Origin of the sequence: Sphingomonas sp. (assembly GCA_019635535.1) — a bacterium.
GTDB lineage: Bacteria > Pseudomonadota > Alphaproteobacteria > Sphingomonadales > Sphingomonadaceae > Allosphingosinicella.
The window spans coordinates 935,720-954,692 of the sequence record JAHBZH010000001.1 but is presented as its reverse complement, the minus strand read 5'-3'; the positions used below and the strand labels follow the sequence as shown (position 1 = coordinate 954,692).

Sequence of the window (18,973 nt, the reverse complement as noted above, 5' to 3'; positions counted from 1 at the left end):
TTGAACTTCAGCCGGCGAAGGGATCGCGCACGAGAATCGTGTCGTCCCGTTCCGGACTCGTGGACACCAAAGCGACCGGGCAGGCAATCAGTTCCTCGATCCGGCGGATATACTTGATCGCCTGGGCTGGAAGCTGCGCCCAGCTGCGCGCGCCCGCCGTCGATTCGCTCCAGCCCGCCATCGTCTCGTAAACCGGCTCGACGGCGGCCTGATCGGCGGCATGGGCGGGGAAATGATCGAGCGTCGCGCCGTGCAGCCGGTAGCCGGTGCAGATCCGGATCTCGTCGAGCCCGTCAAGCACGTCGAGCTTGGTGAGCGCGATGCCGGTGACGCCGGACACCGCCATCGACTGGCGCACCAGCACCGCATCGAACCAGCCGCAGCGCCGTTTGCGGCCCGTCACCGTGCCGAATTCGCGGCCCCGCTCGCCGAGCCGCTGGCCAATCGCGTCGTCGAGCTCGGTCGGGAAGGGACCGGAGCCCACCCGGGTCGTATAGGCCTTGACGATGCCGAGCACGAAGCCGGCGGCCGAGGGCCCCAGCCCGGTGCCCGCCGCCGCAGTCCCGGCGATCGTGTTGGAGGAGGTCACGAACGGATAGGTGCCGTGATCGACATCGAGCAGCACGCCCTGCGCGCCTTCGAACAGGATGCGGTCGCCCTTGAGGCGCGCCTCGTTCAGTGTCTTCCAGACCGGGCGGGCGAATTGCAGGACGAAATCGGCGATCTCGCCGAGCTTGCGCTCGAGCCGGGCGCGATCGACCGGCGGCTCGCCGAAGCCGGCGCGCAGCGCGTCGTGATGCGCGCACAGCCGGTCGAGTTGCGGCCCGAGCTGGCCGAGATGGGCGAGATCGCACACCCGGATCGCGCGGCGGCCGACCTTGTCCTCATAGGCCGGGCCGATGCCGCGGCGCGTGGTGCCGATCTTGCCCTGCCCCGACGCATCCTCGCGCAGCGCGTCGAGATCGCGGTGGATGGGGAGGATGAGCGGGCAATTGTCGGCGATACGCAGCGTTTCGGGCGTCACGGCCACGCCCTGTTCGGCCAGGCTGTCCACCTCGGCCTTCAGCGCCCACGGATCGAGCACCACGCCATTGCCGATCACCGACAGCGTGCCGCGCACGATGCCGGAAGGCAGCAGCGACAATTTGTAGGTCTTGCCGTCGATGACGAGCGTATGGCCGGCATTGTGGCCGCCCTGAAAGCGGACGACCAGATCGGCGCGGCTGGCCAGCCAGTCGACGATCTTGCCTTTGCCCTCGTCGCCCCACTGGCCGCCGATCACGGTTACGTTCGCCAAAGCCCGAAGCCTCCTTCAAAGGAACGGGCGCTCCCTAATCGCCAAGGCCATCGCCGTCCAGCCACGGCCCGCCGCAAGCCTGCGGAGTCGTTGTGGGAGGTTAATGAAACCAGCCGCACCGTCGCCGCGTTGTCCCGCCGACCTTTACCTGAAGCAAGGGAGGATATTGTGCGTCATCTCACTCTGGCCATCGCCGCATCGGCCATGGCGATCCCCGTCACCTTCGCCTTGCCGACCGAGTCCGCGGACGCCCAGCGCCGCTATTACGACCGGAACGGCTATTATAGCGGCCCGACCTGGCGCGACCGGCGCGGCCGCGAGCGCTGCCGCCGTTCCGATGGCACCGTCGGCCTGCTCATCGGCGGCGCCGCGGGCGCGCTGATCGGTCGTGAGATCGACGGCGGGCGCGACCGCACCACCGGCACGATCGTCGGCGCCGCCGCCGGCGCGCTGATCGGCCGCGAGGTCGATCGCGGCAATCGCCGTCGCTGCCGCTGACCGGCTGTCGATATGAAAAGAAAGGGGCGCCCTGTGGGGCGCCCCTTTTTGCTTAGCTGCCGCTCGTGGGCGTCGCACCGCCGCGTGGGCGGGCAGGCGCTTTCTTGCGGGCAGCGGGCTTCTTGGCAACAGCGCTTTTCGGCTTCGCGGTTGCCTTCTTCGCCGGTGCCTTTTTGGCGGCCGGGCGACGCGCGGCCGGCTTGGCGGCGGCGGAGGCCGGCGCGGCCGCGCCTTCACCCACCATCCGCCGGACCGCTTCGGTCGCGGCATTGATCATCGCCGCGCCGATCTTGCTGGCATGATCGGCCGCCGCGTCGGCGGCGGCTTCGGCGGCGTCCTGTGCCTGACGCGCGCTGCGCTTGGCGGTGTCGCGCACCGATTTGTTGGCGGCAAGCGCCGCAGCGGCAGTCACCAGCCCGGCGGCGAGCAGGCTGCGCGCGACCGGATTCTGCGCCAGCTCGGCGGCCTTGCGCCCCGCTTCGCGCAGCGCGTCGGGGATCGCGTCCGCCCTCTTGCGACTGTTGCCCGGTCTGGCGTTCGATTTGCCGGTCGACCGTCCGGTCGTCTTGCCGGTTGTGGACTTGGCCATGATGGCATCTCCTGCGGTTCGTATCCTTTGCGTAACAGACACGCGAAGCGGCGAACAGTTCCGCCGCGCTTGGCGTCAGGGCCGATCGACCTGCTCGACGGAGCTGCGCCGCTCGCCATCGCCGTAGGTTTCGCCGTCGGGAGAGAACGGCAGGTCGGCGGGCTGCACGGCTGCCACGCCATCATCGCCCGTGCCTTTGCCATCGACAAGATTTTCGGGGAGTTCCTCGCGCCGCGCCTCGTCGCTCGCCGGCAAGGGATGGCGCGGCGCATCGGGGTTCAAACGATCGTCTCCAGGCATGGTCGGCTCCTTGGCTGCGTATCCATGCCGCACAAGCGAAAGGCCGCCGGGAAGGTTCCCGACGGCCTTTTCACATGGTCAGCGGCCGGAAGCCGACTGCCCGGAAGAGACTGGAAAGCTTAAGCTTTCATCCTCCGAACGGACTTGACCGACCTCTCTGCTGAACCATGAGACATCGGATCACCTCCTTTCGCTGCGTTGAAGTTGCCTCCTGTATGAGTCGCGGCGAATCGGCGATCAAGACTTGAACTCGTTTTTTTTGCCGATAAGATTCCATGCTTCGCGCGGGCGCCCCTGGCGCCCTTTTTCATGCACCCCGGCAATCCTCGATCACCCGTGCCGTCTCCGGCCAGGCCGGCAGGAAGAGCGGCGCGGCGCCCTCCGTCCGCACCAGGAAACGGCCCCGGCTGAACGCGATTTCGTCGAGCAAAGCGTCGTTCGCGGCGAGCGTGGCGACCGTCGCATCGCCTTCGCCATTCGCCGGCAAGGCGCGCTCGCCATAAGTCGTGCGCACCGTCAGCGTCCGCCCGTTCGCGCCCAGGCGGGCAAGGCTGACCCGCCCGCCATCGCAACGCAGGGCGAAAAGCATCGCGCCGGGCGCGCCGAAGCTGGCGGTCCGCCCCTGCAGCGACCAGTCGCCCGCGCTGAGCGGCACGTCACGCCAATCGCCCTGCGGCTCGGGAGCCGGTTCGGGCGGGGGCGGTGGGGGAGCCGGCGGGGGTGGCGGGGGCGCCGGCTCCGGCGGCGGCGCGGCGGCGCGCGGCACGCAGGCGGCAAGACCGAGAAAGAGCAGGCCGAGCCCGGCGACGGAAATCCTGCGCGTCCGCATCATGCCGTTCCTTAGCCCTTCGGGCGCGGCCGGGTCACTGGCCATCGGCGCCGTTCGCGGCGGACGCGGCACCATTCGCCTCGGCCGGTGCCGATGCCGCGCCCGCGGCGGGGCGTCCCTCGGGCGATGCGCAGCCGTCCAGGAAAGCGCCGATCCGCTCGCTGGGCGGCAGCGCCAAAGGCGGCGAATCGCCGATCCTGATGACGATCGGGCTGTCGGCGGCGGTCAGCGTCTGGCGGAACGGATCGCCGGAGGTGAGCGTGGCGCGCAACATCGGGATCGTCCCGCCAGCGCTGGTGACGGCGAAACGGCGCGTGTCACTGCCGACCGTCACCAGCATGGTCGGCAGATCGCCGGCGAGCGCCGCGCCATGCCGCTGCAGGAAGGCGCCGCGCCGACCGTCGCAGCGCAGGCTGAACACCGGCGCCGCGCCGTCCGGCCCGAATTCCAGCGCGGCGAACTCGTCCTGGAGGGAATCGTTCCAGTTCCCCAGCGCCAGCTCATCCTCATCGAGCACTGGCGGCCTCACCCGCTCGACCGAGTGGGTGACGCCGTTAATGTCGGCGATCACGCTGGCGTCTTCCGAGCGCGCGCAGCCGGCGAGCAGGATCGCAAGAGTGATCGGAAGCGCGAAGCGGGGCATGTCTGTCCTTCCAGGCTGAGCCATTCCCGCCCCCTTTAGCCCGGGACGCCGCCGCGCGCATCCCATAGCGCGAGGAATTCGCGACGGCTTTTCGGGCCGAAGGTCGCGAAGCTGGGATTGGGATCGGCGCGATAGGCGGCGCGGCGCTCGGCCAGAGAACCGCGATTGTGAAGCGCGGCGACGTCGATGCCGTAGACCGCCGCACCGTTGAGGCCGAAAATCCGCCGCTTCGCCGCCGCGTCGAGCGCGGGATAGCCGTGACGTTCCTGGAATTCTGCGCTGATCTCGAAGGCGCGGAACGCCTGGATCTGGTCCTGCGGGCTGCCGTACCAGATCGAATCCGTGCCCCACATGATCCGCTCCGGTCCGAAATATTTGAGCAGCTTGCCCATCACATGGGCCGCCTCCTCCGGCCGCGTCATGAAATAGCGCCAGAGCGAGCCCATCTCCGCATAGAGATTGCCCTCGTTCGGGCGGAAACCGGCCTCCTGATGCGACTTGATCAGGCGATCGACGCCTTCGGGGCTGTCCGGATTGTAGACCCCTTCCGTTTTCCCGCCCTCGAACCCGCCATGATAGACGAGGAAGGTGAGATCGGGATTGGCGCGCGCCGCCGGCCCCATGTCGCGCGGGCTGCTATATTCATATTCGAGCCCGCCGAGCGGCACGCCCTTGTGGACCGCAACCGTTTTCACGCCCAGTTGCCGTGCTTTCTCGTAAAAGCGGTTCGCATCTTCGCTTTGGTCCAGCCAGATGCCGCGCCCGCTCGAGCCATATTGCGGATAAAGCTTCCAGGCCTCGACGCGGTAGCGCTCGACCATTTCGTCCATCGCCTCGATGGCGCCGGCTTCCTGCGGAAAGACGCCGCCATGGATCAGCGCGCGGGCGCCCTCCCCGCCGATCGCCGCGACGATGTCACGCGCCTCATGGGCATATTCGACAGGGGTGGGATTGGGCTGCCCCCAGAGCGCCGAGACGACCGCGACATCCGTGTCGCTGTCGAGAAACACCTCCTTCGCCAGCATCTCGGCCGAATAGCAGTCGAAGCTGCCGGACGTGCATTTCGACGCCTGACCGAAGACGCGCTGGAGCACCATCGACCAGCGCTCGCCGTCCGCGCCCTGCGCCCAGCGGCCGGCGGGCTCGACGCAATGGGTCTGCACGTCGAAGATGAACTCGTCGCCGCCGACCGCCGCTTCGGCCCGCTGCTGATCGAGCGCCGCCTCGGCATCGATCGCGAAGCCGCCGCCCTTCATGCCGTTCGCCTCGGCGGCGCGGTTGCAGGCGAGCAGGGTGGTCGCGGCACCCGCGGCGGACACAAGAAAGGCGCGGCGGCCGAGTCCGAGCCGCCGGGCATTTTCGCCCGCCGCCTCGTGCGCCAGCCGGTTCGCCAGCCTTTGTGTCGGCGTAAGCAAAGGCGGCAGATATTCGCCGTTGGAGGCCCGATCGATCTTGATCGGCAGCCGCCGGCCTTCGGGATCGAAATCGTCGCGTCGCATCTTCGCTCTCCCATCGAATCGCGCGGATCAGGGTGACGCCGCCCGGCCTGTGAGGCAATCGCGGCGCGTTGGACAGGAACATGATGCCGCTTGCGAAATCCCTTGACGAATCACTTAGTTGAGCGCTCAATCAAGTGATGAACGTCGATACTCGCCAACGCATCGTGATGACCGCCCTGGAGCTGTTCTGGGAGAAGGGTTTCCAGTCCACATCGATCGCCGACATCCTGTCGCGCACCCAGCTCCATTCGGGCAGCCTCTACCATTTCTTCCCCGGCAAGCAGGACGTGCTGATCGCCGTGCTGGAAGCCTATCGCGACGGGATCGAGGAGTGGCTGCTGAAGCCCGCATGGGGCAACGTGGACGATCCCGTCGAGCGCATCTTCGCGCTGCTGGGCGGCTATCGCACCCAGCTCGTCACCACCGATTGCACCTGTGGCTGCCCGATCGGCAATCTGGCGCTGGAGATCAGCGAGCCGGACCCGAAGATCCGCGAGCTGCTCGCGATCAATTTCGCCAACTGGACGAGCGCGATCGAACGCTGTCTCGACGCGGCGGGAGACCGGCTCCCCGCGGACCTCGACCGGCGGCGGCTGGCCGAGTTCACGTTGACGGTGATGGAAGGCGCGATCATGCAGGCGCGCACCTATCGCGACATCGAGAGCTTCGACCGCAACATCGCGGTGCTGCGCGCGCATTTCGACATGCTGATGGACCGGACCCGACAGGAGAAGGCGCCGGCCTGAGGCTGCCAACAGGGGGAGGAAGATAATGCCCGAAGTCAATTATATCGCGGTGGTCACCGCCGCTCTGTCCGCCTTCGTGCTCGGCGGCATCTGGTATTCTGGGCTGTTCGGCCGGCAATGGATGGCGGCGAGCGGGCAGAGCGAAGAGACGCTCAAATCCGGCAATCCCGCGATCATCTTCGGCGGATCGCTTGTGCTGAATCTGATCCAGGCCTTCGTGCTCGCCATGTTCATCGGCCAGGGCGACCTGCAATTCGCCGTCTTCGCGGGCGGCTCGGTCGGCCTCGCCTGGGTCGCGACCGCGCTCGGCGTCAATTACCTGTTCGAGCGTCGCCCGCTAAGCCTGTGGCTGATCAACGGGGGCTATTTCGTCCTGCAATTCACGCTCATGGGCGCGATCATCGGGGCGTTCAATCCATCGGCCTGACATCGCCGCGAAGTAGCAGCGCCACGATGCCGACAATGATCAATATGGCGAACGGCGAAGCCATCATGATGAGCTCCAAGCCGATATTGGCACCACCTGCAAAACCGGCCAGCGAATCCCGCCATATCTGCCAGACGAAATAGGTGGAGAAGAGTGCGGTCAGCAGGGTCGCGATTGCCCATAGCGGTCGCGACCTTGAACGCACGAGCGCGAGAACGACTAATGGAATTGATGTGAACACAAGATGCAGGACCGCGACGTCGGGAACGTCGATCGACCCCAACGTCCCGTCTGCGAGCGGCATCCGCCCGAGTACGAAATCCGTTGCCGCATTGCCGAGCAAGACGATCAGCGCGCCGAGCGCCAACGCCAAGCCCAGTAGACCCAATCGACTTTTCGGCAAATTCATTGCCCTCGCCTTCCACGGCCTCCCGCCCACTTCCGCTGGGTTTTCCCATATCGCATCTTGCGCGTCCCCGGCTTGCCCTCGTTGGAATGGCCGATGACCGGCGCCTTGCGCTCCGCGTCGGGGAGGCCGAGCTCGTCATTCTCCAGCCGTCTGATCTCGTCGCGCAGGCGGGCGGCTTCCTCGAATTCGAGGTCGGCGGCGGCCTTGCGCATGCGGGCTTCCAGCTCCTCGATATAGGCGCGCAGATTGTGGCCGACGAGGTGCGGGGTGTCCTCGTCGCCGGTGTCGATCGTCACGGAATCGCGGTTCGAGACGTCGGACAGGATGTCGGCGATGTCGCGCTTGATCGTCGTCGGGGTGATGCTGTGGAGGGCGTTATAGGCCTCCTGCTTCTCGCGGCGGCGGCCGGTCTCGGCGAGGGCGCGCTCGATCGAGCCGGTCTTGCGGTCGGCGTAGAGGATGACCTTGCCTTCGACGTTGCGGGCGGCGCGCCCGATCGTCTGGATCAATGAGGTTTCGGAGCGCAGGAAGCCCTCCTTGTCCGCATCGAGGATCGCGACCAGGCCACATTCGGGGATGTCGAGCCCTTCGCGCAACAGGTTGATGCCGACCAGCACGTCATAGACGCCGAGCCTGAGGTCGCGGATCAGCTCGATGCGCTCCAGCGTCTCGACGTCGCTGTGCATGTAGCGCACGCGCAGGCCCGCTTCGTGGAGGAACTCGGTCAAATCCTCCGCCATGCGCTTGGTGAGCGTGGTGACGAGGGTGCGATAGCCCTTGGCCGCCGCCGCCCGCGCCTCGGCGATCAGATCGTCCACCTGATCCTCGACCGGCTTGATCTCGACCGGCGGATCGATGAGGCCGGTGGGGCGGATCACCTGCTCGACGAAGACGCCGCTCGCCTGCTCCATCTCCCACGGGCCGGGCGTCGCGGACACGGCGACGGTCTGCGGGCGCATCACGTCCCATTCGTTGAAGCGCAGCGGGCGGTTGTCGATGCAGGACGGCAGGCGGAAGCCATATTCGGCGAGCGTGATCTTGCGGCGATGATCGCCGCGCGCCATCGCGCCGATTTGCGGCACGGTCTGGTGGCTCTCGTCGACGAAGAGCAGGGCATTGTCGGGCAGATATTCGAACAGTGTCGGCGGCGGCTCGCCCGGCAGGCGGCCGGTGAGGAAGCGGCTGTAATTCTCGATGCCGGCGCAAGAGCCGGTGGCGGCGATCATCTCCAGATCGAAATTGGTGCGCTGCTCCAGCCGCTGCGCTTCGAGGAGACGGCCTTCCGTCTGAAGCTCCTTCAGCCGCTCGGCGAGTTCGAAGCGGATCGCCTCCATCGCCTGCTTGAGCGTCGGGCCGGGGGTCACATAGTGGCTGTTCGCATAGACCCGGACATGGTCGAGCGCCGCCGATTTCTTCCCCGTCAGCGGATCGAACTCGACGATCTCCTCGATCTCGTCGCCGAAGAAGGAGATGCGCCAGGCGCTGTCCTCATAGTGCGACGGGAATATCTCCAGATTGTCGCCCTTCACCCGGAAATTGCCGCGCGCGAAGCCGGCATCGTTGCGCTTGTACTGGAGCGCGACGAGCTTGCGCACGATCTCGCGCTGGTCGACGCTCTGGCCCTTCTTGAGGTCGAAGATCATCGCGCTGTAGGTCTCGACCGAGCCGATGCCGTAGAGGCAGGAGACCGAGGCGACGATGATCACGTCGTCCCGCTCCAGCAGCGCGCGGGTGGCGCTGTGCCGCATCCGGTCGATCGCCTCGTTCACCGAGCTTTCCTTCTCGATGTAGGTGTCCGACCGGGGCACATAGGCCTCGGGCTGGTAATAATCGTAATAGGAGACGAAATATTCGACGGCGTTGTCGGGGAAGAAGCTCTTGAACTCGCCGTAGAGCTGGGCGGCGAGGATCTTGTTAGGGGCCAGCACCAGCGCCGGACGCTGCAGCGCCTCGATCACCTTGGCCATAGTGAAGGTCTTGCCCGACCCGGTGACCCCGAGCAGGACCTGCGTCTTCTCGTCCGCCTTCACCTGATCGACCAGCTCGGCGATTGCCTGCGGCTGGTCGCCCGAAGGCTGATAGTCGGAGACGACGCGCAGCGGCCGGCTCGCCTCGGTCTTTTCGGGGCGCTGTGGGCGATGCGGCACGAAGGACTGGCCGGTGTCCGGCTCATCGAGGCTGGTGCGGATCTGAATGGCCATTGCCGCCATATGGCCATTCCGCGCGCCGCGCGCTAGCGTCCCTTCCGCAAGACAGGAGGGACGCATGACCTACCGTTCGACCGCTGCCATTCTCGCCGCCTCGCTGCTGCTCGGCGCCTGTTCGGGGCAGAGCGACAACGAGGCGGCCGCCAACGGCGCCGAAGACTCCGCCTCCACCGGCGCGACGGGCGCGTCCGGCCCGGCCCTTGCCGCGCTTCAGCCCGGCGAATGGGAAACGACGGTTGAAATCCTGCGCATGGAAATGCCCGGCATGCCGGCGGGCATGCCCGCGCCGGCCATCCCGGCGACGACCACCCGCCATTGCGTGACTCCGGAAGAGGCCGCCCAGCCTCCCGCCGAATTCTTCGCCGGGAATCCGGACAATTCCGCCTGCCAGCGGGAGAATTTCACCATCGGCAACGGCCGGGTCAGCGGCATCATCATCTGCTCTGTCGAGGGCACCACCGTCAGGTCCGAAATGGAAGGGCAATTCTCATCCACGGGCTTCGAGATGACCTCGCGGACCCAGACCACCGCTCAAGACATGACGATGAACGGCGAAACCCGCATCCGGTCCCAGCGCGTTGGGGATTGTGCCGCCAGCTGAATCGGGGCGTCGCCCCAGCTATAGCCAAGCCTTGCGACGCTCGTTACGTTTCCGCCCCATAACAAACGGGAGGGGATGACGATGCGTGCGATTGCCTGCATGTTTCCATTGCTGTTCGCGACCGCCTGCGGAGGCGGCGAGGCCGAAGTCAACGAAGCCGCGCCGGTGGCCACGACGATCGTGGCCGGCCAATGGGAGCTGGCTTCCGAAGTGACCGATTTCCGCAGCGTCGACCAGGGCCAACCCACGATCGACACGCCGGTCGGGACGCGGTCCACCGGCGCCGCGTGCGTCGGCGCCGACACCCGTCCGCCGACCGCCTTCTTCGCCGGCGAGGGCTATGCCTGCGAATATGGCGCCTATTATGTCCGCAACGGCCGGATCAACGTGACCCTGGCCTGTACGCGCGAAGGGCTTTCGGGATCGATCCCGATCAGCGCGGAAGGGCGGATCACGGCCGACGGCGTGGAGTTCACGCGCACGATACGCACGGTGCTCGTCGGCGATGGCGATGTCGAGATTTCCGCCAACGTCACCGGCCGGCGGACCGGCGATTGCGCGCCGGAAGCGAACGACAGCGAAGACAATGCCGCCGCGCCGGCGGGTTAGCGCGAGGCGATGCGAAGGCCCGCGCTGCTGCCCGCCTTGCTCGCCCTGCTGGCGGGCTGCGGCGTGCAGCAGCGTGGCGAGATGACGGCGAACGAGGTCGCCGCCGAGCTGAAGGGCCTGGCGATCGCGCCGGGCCTGTGGGACGTGGCGAGCGAGGTGGTCGCGGTCCGCGCGCCCAATCTGCCGATCGAGGCCCGCGACCGCATGATCGGGCCGCGCCGGCAGCACCGGACCTGCCTGTCACCGGAAGAAGCGGCGCGGCCCAGCGCGCGTTTTCTGGCCGGTCGTGGCGACAATGGCTGCGTCTATGCGGATTTCGCGATGGGCAATGGCCGGATGACCGGAACGATGCGCTGCGCCGAGCCAGAGGGCGGCGAGACGCTGGCCCGGATGACCGGCGATTACCGCCTCGACAGCTATCGGCTCGACATGACGATCGAGACGCCCTTGCCGGACGGCGCGACAATGGAGATCGAAACGCGGACGCTGGGACAGCGGATCGGCGGCTGCCCCGCAAGACCGGCCGGCGAATGAGAAAGGAAGGAACGGGACCATGATCGGCTATGCCTGCATCGGCACCAACGACCTCGAAAAGGCGCGCGGCTTCTATGACGCCCTGTTCGGTTTCATCGGGGGCACGCGCCTGATGGAATTCCCCGAGGATCAGGGCGGCTTCACTCTCTACGGCGTGGACTGGCACCGGCCCGGCATCGCCGTCACCCGTCCCTACAACCAGCAGCCCGCGAACGCCGGCAACGGCAACATGATCGCGATCGTCATGGACAGCCGCGAGAAGGTCGATGCCTTTCACGCCAGAGCTCTGGAGCTGGGCGGCACGGACGAAGGCGCGCCGGGGCTGCGTTCGCCGGAGGGCGAGCGGGCCTTTTACGGCGCCTATTTCCGCGATCCGGAAGGCAACAAGTTCTGCGCCTTCCGGACCGGTCCGGCCTGAGCTCAGCCGCGGCGGCGCGGCGGCGCGGCGGCGAAGCACCAGACATCCGCGTCCGCATCGCAGCGGATTCCGGCGAGCGTCGCTGTGTGTCCCGCCGCCAGCGATGCCAGCAGCCGGTCCACCTCCGCCCCGCGCGGCGCGGCGTCCGGCGCCAAGGCGGCGAGCGCGCGCAGGACAAGCCGTCGACGCAGCTCCGCCGGCAGATCGCGCATGTCGATCCGCAGCGTCGCACCTGCGGCGCGCGCGCGCTCCGCATGGAGCCGGCCGACGGCCCAGTCGATCGCTTCCTCCGCTTCGGCCAGCGCGCGTGCGCTGCGCGCCAGCGCCGGCGCATCCAGCCAGTCCGCCTCGCGGAGCCGGCTGCGCAGCCGAGCGCGATCGTAGCGCGGATCGTCGTTGCTCGGATCGTCGACGGCGGAGATGCCCGCTCCAGCGACGACCGCCGCCAGCTCGGCGCGGCGCCAGCCGAGCAGCGGTCGGATCACTTTCATCCCGTCGATCCTGGCCCGCGCCCGCACACCGGCCAGCCCGGCCACGCCGGACCCACGCAACAGCCGCATCAACAGCGTTTCCGCCTGGTCGTCGGCATGGTGGGCGGTGAGCAGGCAGGCGAGGCCCGCTTCGCGCGACCAGCCGCCGAGCAGGCGGTAGCGCACCGCGCGCGCAAAAGACTGGGTGTTGCCGGCGAGCGGCGCATCGGCGCGCAAAATGACGTGCGGCACGCCGAGCCGAGTGCAAAGCCCGGCGACGAAGGCGGCTTCGGCCGCGCTTTCGGGGCGCAAGCCGTGATCGACCGTGGCCGCTTGCACGGCGCCCGGCCGCGCGGCATGGGCGAGCAGCAGCAGCGCGATGCTGTCCGGTCCGCCGGACACGGCGACGCCCAGCGCGCAGGGCGCATCGCCGGCCAGCGCGTGGAGATCCGCGCCGAAGCGCGCCACGACGTCGGGAGCGGGCCGGAGGACGGTCATCCCCTCATCCTAGCCCCGCCCGTTCGGGCCGGAAACGCCTAGTTGGCGCAGCGCGCGTCGGTGCGGGCCTGCGGCAGGCGGGTGCGGATGAAATCGCGCATGTTGGGATAGACCTGCGCGAGCTCGTCATAGACCCGACAGGCTTCCGGACGCCGGTTCAACCGAGTCAGCGACTGGCCGAGATAGAAAAGGCTGTCGGCGGCCCGCTCGCCGCGCGGATTGTCCTGGTAATTGGCGAGCAGGATGCGGGCCGCGGTCGCCGGCTGGCCGGCATCGAGGGCGGCGCGGCCCTGCAAATTGCGCATCCAGCTCGTCCAGCGCGTGTTGGGATGACGTGCGGCGGCCGCTTCGAGCGCGCGCTGCGCTTCGACATGCTGCCCCGCATTCCACATCCTGAACCCGATATTATAGGCTTCTTCGGGATCGTCCGGTACCCCACTTGCCGGCGCGGCGGGCACCGCTGGCGCTGGCGTCGGCGCGACGGGCGCGGGATCGCGTCCCGGGCGGGTCGGTGAAGCGATCGGCGGCGGCTCAACCTGCGCCGGCGCACCCTGCCGTTCCACACGATCGAGCCGGCCTTCGAGGTCGGCGCGCAGCCGGGCGATCTCGCGTTCGAGCTGGCGGGTGCGATTGTCGCTTTCCTCGATCTGGCCGGTGAGCGAGCGCAATTGCGCCTCGACCGCATCGACCCGGGAATTGAGGTTCGAAATCGCATCGCCGGCCGGCACGCCGCCCGGCCCGGCCGGCGCCTGGGGCCGCAGCTCCGGCTCGACGAACTGACTGCGGCCATCCGGGAAGACCCGGCGTTGCACCGCGCGCATCTCCTGCTCCAACCGGTTCACCCGCTGCTCCACCGGATCGCGCTGCGCCGCCGCCGGCGTGATGGCGACGCCGATGAGAAGTAGTCCGAGAAGGTGGAAACGCATGATCAATCCCCGAAACGCAAGAAGTGAAACCTTGTCTCGCCGGCGGCGCCTTTCGCCAGCCTGAAGCGGCGGTTAGGGCGTCGGCGGCTGCGCGGCCGTCGCGGCGCCCTGAATCCGGGCGACGATATCCTCGGCGCGCAGGCTGACGTCGGCGATGGTGCGCTCGGCGGGCTCCAGCGGGCCGATGTCACGCCCGCCGACCGAGACGCGCAGCACCTGCGGCCGGCCGGTGCGGATCACCGGATTCTGTGCCGTCGCCGGCACATCGAAGGTCTGGCCGGGCGTCATCGTGCCGTTGAACAAGGCCGGACCGCCCGAAGCGTCGCTGACCCGCAGCCACACCTCCTGCGTCGCGGTCAGCACCACGCCCTGCCCGGCCACGGCCGGCGACGGCAGTGGCGCGGCGGGCGGGGCGGCAGGCGCTTCGGCTTCGGACAAGGGCACGGTGACCCCGCCCGGCAGCGGCGCCTCGTCGTTGAGCGTGCCGCGCCAGACGAGATAGCCGACGACCAGGGCGGCCGCGATCAGGGCCGCGACGATGGCGAGCGTGCGCGGCGGCACCCGGGCCGGATCGGCGGGCTCGTAATATTCGGCCGCCTGCACCGGGGTGCGCAGGCCGCCCAGCTTGTCCCGCACCTCGCGGCTCAGCTCGGCGCCGTCCAGCCCGATCGCATTGGCGTAGGACCGGACAAAGCCCACACAGTAGGTGACGGCGGGCAGCGCGTCCCATTCCTCGCGCTCGATATGCTGGAGATGACGCATCGGGATGCGGGTCTGCGCGGCGACCTGATCGAGCGAGAGGCCCGCCGCCTCGCGCGCCTGCCGCAGCCGATCCCCGACCGTCTGGGGGATGAACGGGTCCTCAGGATCGTCTTGCGCCATCTGCCCGTTATCGCTTCCTCGTTAGACGCCTCTCGGTCGGTGCAAGCCTTCGGCGAAGTGCGACGGCAATGTCAACCGACGGCGACGCCATTCTTTTCCGCCCAGGCGGCAAGCGCGGCGCGCATGTCCGCAGGCGGCGATGCCAGCAACCCCTCCATGAGGACGACCGCCGCCGTCGCATCGAGCGAGCGGATCATCGCCTTGATCGGGCCGACCGCGACCGGCGTGATCGACAGCCGCCGGATGCCGATGCCGATCAAAGCCAGCGCCTCCAGCGCCCGGCCGCCCATTTCGCCGCACACGCCGATCGGGACATCATGCGCATCGGCCTGCGCCACGACCCGCTTCAGGAAGCGCAGGATCGCCGGCGACAGCCAGTCGTAGCGCTCGGCGAGGCGGGGATTGGAGCGGTCGGCGGCGAACAGGAATTGCGTCAGATCGTTGGTCCCGACCGAGATGAAATCGAGCCGCGGCAGCAGCAGATCGAGCATCTCGGCCAGCGCCGGCACCTCCAGCATCGCACCGTAGCGGATTTGGGTGGGCAGCTGCTTGCGCCGCGTCGCCAGCCAGGCGCGCTGCTGCTCGACCAGCGCCTTCGCCGCGTCGAACTCCCAGGGCTCCGACACCATCGGGAACATGATGTTCAGCTCGCGGCCCGCCGCCGCCTCGAGCAGCGCGCGCGCCTGCGCCTTCATCAGCGTGTCGCGATCGAGCGCGAGGCGCAGCGCGCGCCAGCCCATCGCCGGATTCTCCTCGCCATTCTCGCTGGCGTGGAGATAGGGGAGCTGCTTGTCGCCGCCGACATCGACAGTGCGGAAGATCACGGGCCTGCCGCCCGCCGCCTCCAGCACCGATCGATAGAGCCGCTGCTGGCTCTCCCGGCGCGGCAGGGTGGCGGACACCAGGAACTGGAATTCGGTGCGGAACAGGCCGATGCCGTCGGCGCCGACCGCGTCGAGCGCGGCGACGTCGTCGCGCAGCCCGGCATTGACCATCACCGCGATACGCGCGCCGTCCGTCGTGACCGGCGGCAAATCCTTGGCTGCGGCATATTCGGCGCGGCGCTTCTGGCCCGCGGCGAAACGCGCGTCGAACGCCTCATGGACCGCCGGGGTCGGCCGGGCGAAGGCACTGCCCTCGCCGCCATCGAGCAGCACGAGATCGCCCTCGGCGATCTGCTGGCGCACAATGCGCGCCCGACCGATCATCGGCACGCCCATCGCGCGGGCGACGATCGTCACATGAGCGGTCAGCGATCCTTCCTCCAGGATGACGCCCTTCAGCTTGCGCCGGTCATATTCGAGCAGCTCGGCCGGCCCCAGATTGCGCGCGATCAGGATCGCGTCCTGCGGCAGGCCGCCCTGCGCCGCCGTCCCGAGCTGGCCCGAGACGATGCGCAGCAGCCGGTTCGACAGATCGTCGAGATCGTGCATCCGGTCGGCGAGCAACGGATCGGAAATCTGGCGCATGCGCTGCTGCATGCGCTGACGCACCCGCTCGATCGCCGCCTCGGCGGTGAGGCCCGACTCGATCGCCTCGTTGATCCGCCGCGACCAGCCCTCGTCATAGGCGAACATCTTGTAGGTCTCGAGCACCTCCTGATGCTCGCCCACCGTGCCGAACTCGGCCTGGCCGGTCATCGCGTCGATCTGCTCGCGCATCCGGCCGAAGGCGGAGACCAAGCGGTGGCGCTCCGCCTCGATATCGTCGGCGACAGTGTGCTCGATCAGAATACGCGGCTGGTGATAGACGGCGTGGCCCTTCGCCATGCCGGTCACGAGCCGCTGCCCGGTCAGGCGCGCCATGCCGGAGTCGCGCGCGGATTCGGCGGCGCCGGCGGCGCGATCGGCAAGGCCGGCATTGGCGATCAGCTCGGACAACACCATCGCCACCGTCTGCAGCGCCTCGATCTCGATCTCGTCATAGGCGCGCGGATCGGCATGCTGGACGGCGAGCACGCCGATCGCCCGCTCCTTGCGGATCACCGGCACGCCGGCGAAGCTGTGATAGAGTTCCTCGCCCGTCTCGGGGCGATAGGCGAATTCGGGATGGCTCGCCGCCTCGGCGAGGTTGAGCACGGCGGCGCCCTGCGCGATCGTGCCGACCAGCCCCTCGCCCGGCGCCAGCTTGGTGACGTGCACGGCCTCCTGTTTGAGGCCGACCGTGGCGAACAGCTCCAGGACGCCGTCGCGCAGCAGGTAGATCGAGCAGACCTCGCTCGCCATCGCCTCGGCGATGATCTTGACGACCTTGTTGAGCTTGGCCTGCGCGCCGAGCCTGGAGGCCATCACATCATGCAGCCCCGTCAGGATTTCACGGGCGGACGTGACGGAAGCGGTCGGCATGGGCGATCGCTATCAGAAAGCGCCGGGCGTTTCCAATGCGCCGGTGAGGATTTAACGCGCCAGCCCCACGCCTCCCACCGGCTCTGTCTGCGTACCGCTCTCGAAGCCGGTGATCAGTGGGCGAGCACGGGCGATGACCGCCCGCACCGCGGGCAGTTGCAGCGAGGCGCGGTGACTGTCGCGACTATCCCAGACTTCGGTGATCCAGATCGCATCGGCGTCCGCCGAATCCTTCGCAACAATGTAGGAAAGGCAGCCGGGCATGGCCTGCGTGCCTTCCAGCAGTAACGCGATCAACGCGTCGCGCTCACCCGCGACGGCACGCATCTTGCCGATCAGGCCGAACATGCCGTTCCCTTGTTCCGCCCTCGCGACGGCGGGGATGCCCGCCAGCGCAAGCGCCAGCCCGCCCGCCAGCAGCTCGCGCCGTCTTGTGCCCATCGTCATTCCTTTCGGAGGCGGATGTTAAGCGTGGCGGCACACTCCATCAAGCAACGTGCAATCGCCGCCGTGCGTTGATAGTCACACTGCCGATGCGTGCCTTGCCCATTCTTCTCCTGTCCGGTTTGCTCGCCGCGTGCGCCGGCCATGTCGCCGACTATGTCGGCCCGCGCTCGACGATCATCACGCCCCAGCTCATCCGTTACGGCTACACGCTGATCCAGACGCGGTGTGTGGGCGAAACGCTCGGCACCACGCTGAGCCCCCGCCGGCTGCGCGATTTCGCCACCGCGGCGGGCGCGGTCCGGCAAGGCTATTACACAACGTCGGAGATGACGGCGCGCGATCTCCTGTGGGTTGCAACGACGCAGGGCGCCCAGACCCTGGCCGCGCTCGAACGGGCGAATCGCGACTGCGACATTTCGGCGGAGCCGGCGCCACCGCCTCCCGTTCCGGTCGCACCGCCTTCGCCGGTCGCGCAGCCAGCGGCCTGGCTCAATCTGGGCGCCGCCGAATCCGGTCAGTCGATCGCGATCGACGCGGCGAGCATCGAGCAACGGGACGGGACCCGATCGGCCTGGTTCCGGCTGACCAATCCGGGCGAGAGTCCCAGCGCGAACATCTTCCGCCTCGTCGTGGATTGCCCGCGCCGCACGATCAACGCGACCGAGCGGCGCCGGCTCGACGAAACAGGCGATATCGCCGAACGGCAGGACTATCCGGACAACCCCCTTCCCGTGGAAGACGGCACCGTGATGCAGATCGCCTGGCTGTCGCTTTGTACCTAAGCCGAGCGGCGCTCTAGGGCGAGCGCCGCCTCGTCCATCAGCTGGGCGAGAATGGACGCGGCCGGCGCCTCGTCCTTGACCATGCCGACCGACTGGCCGGCCATCACCGAGCCGGTCTCGACATCGCCCTCGATCACCGCGCGACGCAGCGCGCCCGCCCAGTAATGCTCGATCTGGAGCTGGGCCTCCATCATCTCGACCGCGCCCTCATCCAGCAGCTGGGCGACCTCGCGCTGCTTGGCGGCGAAGCTCTCCATCTCGCGATTCTTGAGCGCGCGGACCGGGATGACGGGGAGGCGCGGATCGATCTGGACGCTGGTGATCGCATCGCGCGCCGAGGCGCGGATGAACGCCTTCTTGAAATTCGGATGGGCGATGCATTCGGTGGCGCAGACGAAGCGGGTGCCCAGTTGCACGCCGGCCGCGCCCATCTCCAGATAGCCGGCGATCAGGCCGCCATGGCCGATGCCGCCGGCGACGAAGATCGGCACTTCGGCGGCGAGCGGCGGCAGGATCTCCTGCGCCAGCACCGAGGTCGAGACGGGGCCGATATGGCCACCCGCCTCCATCCCCTCGATCACCAGCGCATCGACGCCCGAGCGGATCAGCTTCTTGGCCAGCGCCAAAGCGGGGGCGAAACAGATCAGCTTGGCCCCGCCGCCCTTGATCCGATCGATCGCGCCGGGCGGCGGCAGGCCGCCGGCCAGCACGACATGGCCGACCTCATGCTTCGCGCAGACGTCGGTCAGCTCGGAGAGCATCGGGTGCATGGTGATCAGGTTGACGCCGAACGGCCGCGACGTGCGCGCCCTGGTCTCGGCGATCTCGGTGTCGAGCAGGTCCGGCGTCATCGCGCCGCAGGCGATCACGCCGAACGCCCCGGCATTGCTGAGCGCGGACACCAGGCTGCGCTCCGAAATCCAGCTCATCGCCCCGCCGAGCACGGCATGGTCGCAGCCGAGGAAATCGGCGCCGCGCGCCATCAGGCGCTTCAGCCGATCGCGGCCGACACTCGCG

At 68.4% G+C, this 18,973-nt stretch carries 22 protein-coding genes; 8 read left to right on the top strand and 14 right to left on the bottom strand.

Features of this window, described 5'->3' with window-relative positions:
• Positions 1-7: 7 nt before the first annotated feature.
• A complete protein-coding gene (locus KF780_04910; protein ID MBX3561135.1) occupies positions 8-1,297 on the bottom strand; it encodes an adenylosuccinate synthase in 1,290 nt (429 codons plus the stop codon).
• A 204-nt stretch (positions 1,298-1,501) separates the two neighbouring features.
• Here KF780_04910 and KF780_04905 point away from each other — a divergent pair, with 204 nt between their 5' ends.
• Entirely contained in the window at positions 1,502-1,795 is a 294-nt protein-coding gene (locus KF780_04905; protein MBX3561134.1) for a glycine zipper 2TM domain-containing protein, read from the top strand.
• A gap of 52 nt (positions 1,796-1,847) precedes the next feature.
• Here the strand turns inward: KF780_04905 and KF780_04900 are convergent, their stop codons facing one another.
• From KF780_04900 to KF780_04880, 5 genes are all read right to left on the bottom strand, one after another.
• Entirely contained in the window at positions 1,848-2,384 is a 537-nt protein-coding gene (locus tag KF780_04900) for a hypothetical protein (protein ID MBX3561133.1), read from the bottom strand.
• A gap of 75 nt (positions 2,385-2,459) precedes the next feature.
• On the bottom strand, positions 2,460-2,684 hold the full coding sequence (locus tag KF780_04895; GenBank protein MBX3561132.1) for a hypothetical protein: 225 nt from the start codon (positions 2,682-2,684) through the stop codon (positions 2,460-2,462).
• Between the two features lie 307 nt (positions 2,685-2,991).
• Positions 2,992-3,513, bottom strand: a complete 522-nt coding sequence (locus tag KF780_04890) for a hypothetical protein (protein MBX3561131.1) — start codon at positions 3,511-3,513, stop codon at positions 2,992-2,994.
• A 34-nt stretch (positions 3,514-3,547) separates the two neighbouring features.
• Positions 3,548-4,156: a hypothetical protein gene (locus KF780_04885; GenBank protein MBX3561130.1), complete on the bottom strand. Its 609-nt coding sequence runs from the start codon at positions 4,154-4,156 to the stop codon at positions 3,548-3,550.
• 35 nt (positions 4,157-4,191) lie between these two features.
• On the bottom strand, positions 4,192-5,655 hold the full coding sequence (locus KF780_04880; protein ID MBX3561129.1) for an amidohydrolase family protein: 1,464 nt from the start codon (positions 5,653-5,655) through the stop codon (positions 4,192-4,194).
• A 137-nt stretch (positions 5,656-5,792) separates the two neighbouring features.
• On the opposite strand from KF780_04880, the gene KF780_04875 reads away from it, so the two are divergent.
• Complete coding sequence (locus KF780_04875; protein MBX3561128.1) at positions 5,793-6,401, top strand: TetR/AcrR family transcriptional regulator; 609 nt, start codon at positions 5,793-5,795, stop codon at positions 6,399-6,401.
• Positions 6,402-6,426: 25 nt separating this feature from the next.
• Entirely contained in the window at positions 6,427-6,828 is a 402-nt protein-coding gene (locus tag KF780_04870) for a DUF1761 domain-containing protein (protein MBX3561127.1), read from the top strand.
• Here the strand turns inward: KF780_04870 and KF780_04865 are convergent.
• Positions 6,812-7,231: a hypothetical protein gene (locus KF780_04865; protein ID MBX3561126.1), complete on the bottom strand. Its 420-nt coding sequence runs from the start codon at positions 7,229-7,231 to the stop codon at positions 6,812-6,814. The genes KF780_04870 and KF780_04865 overlap by 17 nt on opposite strands.
• Before the next feature lie 2 nt (positions 7,232-7,233).
• The gene (gene uvrB / locus KF780_04860) at positions 7,234-9,438 is read right to left on the bottom strand and encodes an excinuclease ABC subunit UvrB (protein MBX3561125.1); all 2,205 of its coding nucleotides are present in this window, start codon (positions 9,436-9,438) and stop codon (positions 7,234-7,236) included.
• Here uvrB and KF780_04855 point away from each other — a divergent pair.
• From KF780_04855 to KF780_04840, 4 genes are all read left to right on the top strand, one after another.
• On the top strand, positions 9,431-10,045 hold the full coding sequence (locus tag KF780_04855) for a DUF3617 domain-containing protein (protein MBX3561124.1): 615 nt from the start codon (positions 9,431-9,433) through the stop codon (positions 10,043-10,045). The genes uvrB and KF780_04855 overlap by 8 nt on opposite strands.
• A gap of 81 nt (positions 10,046-10,126) precedes the next feature.
• Positions 10,127-10,654, top strand: coding sequence for a DUF3617 family protein (locus tag KF780_04850; GenBank protein MBX3561123.1), 528 nt, complete (start codon positions 10,127-10,129; stop codon positions 10,652-10,654).
• Positions 10,655-10,663: 9 nt separating this feature from the next.
• Entirely contained in the window at positions 10,664-11,188 is a 525-nt protein-coding gene (locus tag KF780_04845; GenBank protein MBX3561122.1) for a DUF3617 family protein, read from the top strand.
• 19 nt (positions 11,189-11,207) lie between these two features.
• On the top strand, positions 11,208-11,606 hold the full coding sequence (locus KF780_04840; GenBank protein ID MBX3561121.1) for a VOC family protein: 399 nt from the start codon (positions 11,208-11,210) through the stop codon (positions 11,604-11,606).
• A gap of 2 nt (positions 11,607-11,608) precedes the next feature.
• Here the strand turns inward: KF780_04840 and tilS are convergent, their stop codons facing one another.
• The 5 genes from tilS to KF780_04815 form a co-directional block, all read right to left on the bottom strand.
• Entirely contained in the window at positions 11,609-12,574 is a 966-nt protein-coding gene (gene tilS / locus KF780_04835) for a tRNA lysidine(34) synthetase TilS (GenBank protein MBX3561120.1), read from the bottom strand.
• Positions 12,575-12,612: 38 nt separating this feature from the next.
• Entirely contained in the window at positions 12,613-13,500 is an 888-nt protein-coding gene (locus KF780_04830) for a tetratricopeptide repeat protein (GenBank protein ID MBX3561119.1), read from the bottom strand.
• Positions 13,501-13,572: 72 nt separating this feature from the next.
• A complete protein-coding gene (locus tag KF780_04825; protein MBX3561118.1) occupies positions 13,573-14,382 on the bottom strand; it encodes a helix-turn-helix domain-containing protein in 810 nt (269 codons plus the stop codon).
• Between the two features lie 71 nt (positions 14,383-14,453).
• A complete protein-coding gene (gene ptsP / locus KF780_04820) occupies positions 14,454-16,727 on the bottom strand; it encodes a phosphoenolpyruvate--protein phosphotransferase (protein ID MBX3561117.1) in 2,274 nt (757 codons plus the stop codon).
• A 51-nt stretch (positions 16,728-16,778) separates the two neighbouring features.
• Positions 16,779-17,168, bottom strand: a complete 390-nt coding sequence (locus KF780_04815) for an antibiotic biosynthesis monooxygenase (GenBank protein ID MBX3561116.1) — start codon at positions 17,166-17,168, stop codon at positions 16,779-16,781.
• Between the two features lie 101 nt (positions 17,169-17,269).
• Between KF780_04815 and KF780_04810 the strand changes: the two genes are divergently transcribed.
• Positions 17,270-17,956: a hypothetical protein gene (locus KF780_04810; protein ID MBX3561115.1), complete on the top strand. Its 687-nt coding sequence runs from the start codon at positions 17,270-17,272 to the stop codon at positions 17,954-17,956.
• Here KF780_04810 and KF780_04805 read toward each other — a convergent pair.
• Positions 17,953-18,939, bottom strand: coding sequence for a nitronate monooxygenase (locus KF780_04805; GenBank protein MBX3561114.1), 987 nt, complete (start codon positions 18,937-18,939; stop codon positions 17,953-17,955). The two genes, KF780_04810 and KF780_04805, sit on opposite strands and share 4 nt — an antisense overlap.
• Positions 18,940-18,973: the final 34 nt, after the last annotated feature.

Bases quoted from the DNA above. Each gene is read 5' to 3' on its own strand.
- KF780_04890 (MBX3561131.1), bottom strand. From the start codon at position 3,513: ATGCGGACGCGCAGGATTTCCGTCGCCGGGCTCGGCCTGCTCTTTCTC.
- KF780_04885 (MBX3561130.1), bottom strand. From the start codon at position 4,156: ATGCCCCGCTTCGCGCTTCCGATCACTCTTGCGATCCTGCTCGCCGGC.
- uvrB (MBX3561125.1), bottom strand. From the start codon at position 9,438: ATGGCCATTCAGATCCGCACCAGCCTCGATGAGCCGGACACCGGCCAG.
- KF780_04905 (MBX3561134.1), top strand. From the start codon at position 1,502: ATGGCGATCCCCGTCACCTTCGCCTTGCCGACCGAGTCCGCGGACGCC.
- KF780_04815 (MBX3561116.1), bottom strand. From the start codon at position 17,168: ATGGGCACAAGACGGCGCGAGCTGCTGGCGGGCGGGCTGGCGCTTGCG.
- KF780_04900 (MBX3561133.1), bottom strand. From the start codon at position 2,384: ATGGCCAAGTCCACAACCGGCAAGACGACCGGACGGTCGACCGGCAAA.
- KF780_04845 (MBX3561122.1), top strand. From the start codon at position 10,664: ATGCGAAGGCCCGCGCTGCTGCCCGCCTTGCTCGCCCTGCTGGCGGGC.
- KF780_04805 (MBX3561114.1), bottom strand. From the start codon at position 18,939: ATGGCGCGCGGCGCCGATTTCCTCGGCTGCGACCATGCCGTGCTCGGC.
- KF780_04880 (MBX3561129.1), bottom strand. From the start codon at position 5,655: ATGCGACGCGACGATTTCGATCCCGAAGGCCGGCGGCTGCCGATCAAG.
- KF780_04850 (MBX3561123.1), top strand. From the start codon at position 10,127: ATGCGTGCGATTGCCTGCATGTTTCCATTGCTGTTCGCGACCGCCTGC.
- KF780_04870 (MBX3561127.1), top strand. From the start codon at position 6,427: ATGCCCGAAGTCAATTATATCGCGGTGGTCACCGCCGCTCTGTCCGCC.
- KF780_04855 (MBX3561124.1), top strand. From the start codon at position 9,431: ATGGCCATTGCCGCCATATGGCCATTCCGCGCGCCGCGCGCTAGCGTC.
- KF780_04840 (MBX3561121.1), top strand. From the start codon at position 11,208: ATGATCGGCTATGCCTGCATCGGCACCAACGACCTCGAAAAGGCGCGC.
- KF780_04875 (MBX3561128.1), top strand. From the start codon at position 5,793: ATGAACGTCGATACTCGCCAACGCATCGTGATGACCGCCCTGGAGCTG.
- KF780_04830 (MBX3561119.1), bottom strand. From the start codon at position 13,500: ATGCGTTTCCACCTTCTCGGACTACTTCTCATCGGCGTCGCCATCACG.
- KF780_04825 (MBX3561118.1), bottom strand. From the start codon at position 14,382: ATGGCGCAAGACGATCCTGAGGACCCGTTCATCCCCCAGACGGTCGGG.
- tilS (MBX3561120.1), bottom strand. From the start codon at position 12,574: ATGACCGTCCTCCGGCCCGCTCCCGACGTCGTGGCGCGCTTCGGCGCG.
- ptsP (MBX3561117.1), bottom strand. From the start codon at position 16,727: ATGCCGACCGCTTCCGTCACGTCCGCCCGTGAAATCCTGACGGGGCTG.
- KF780_04895 (MBX3561132.1), bottom strand. From the start codon at position 2,684: ATGCCTGGAGACGATCGTTTGAACCCCGATGCGCCGCGCCATCCCTTG.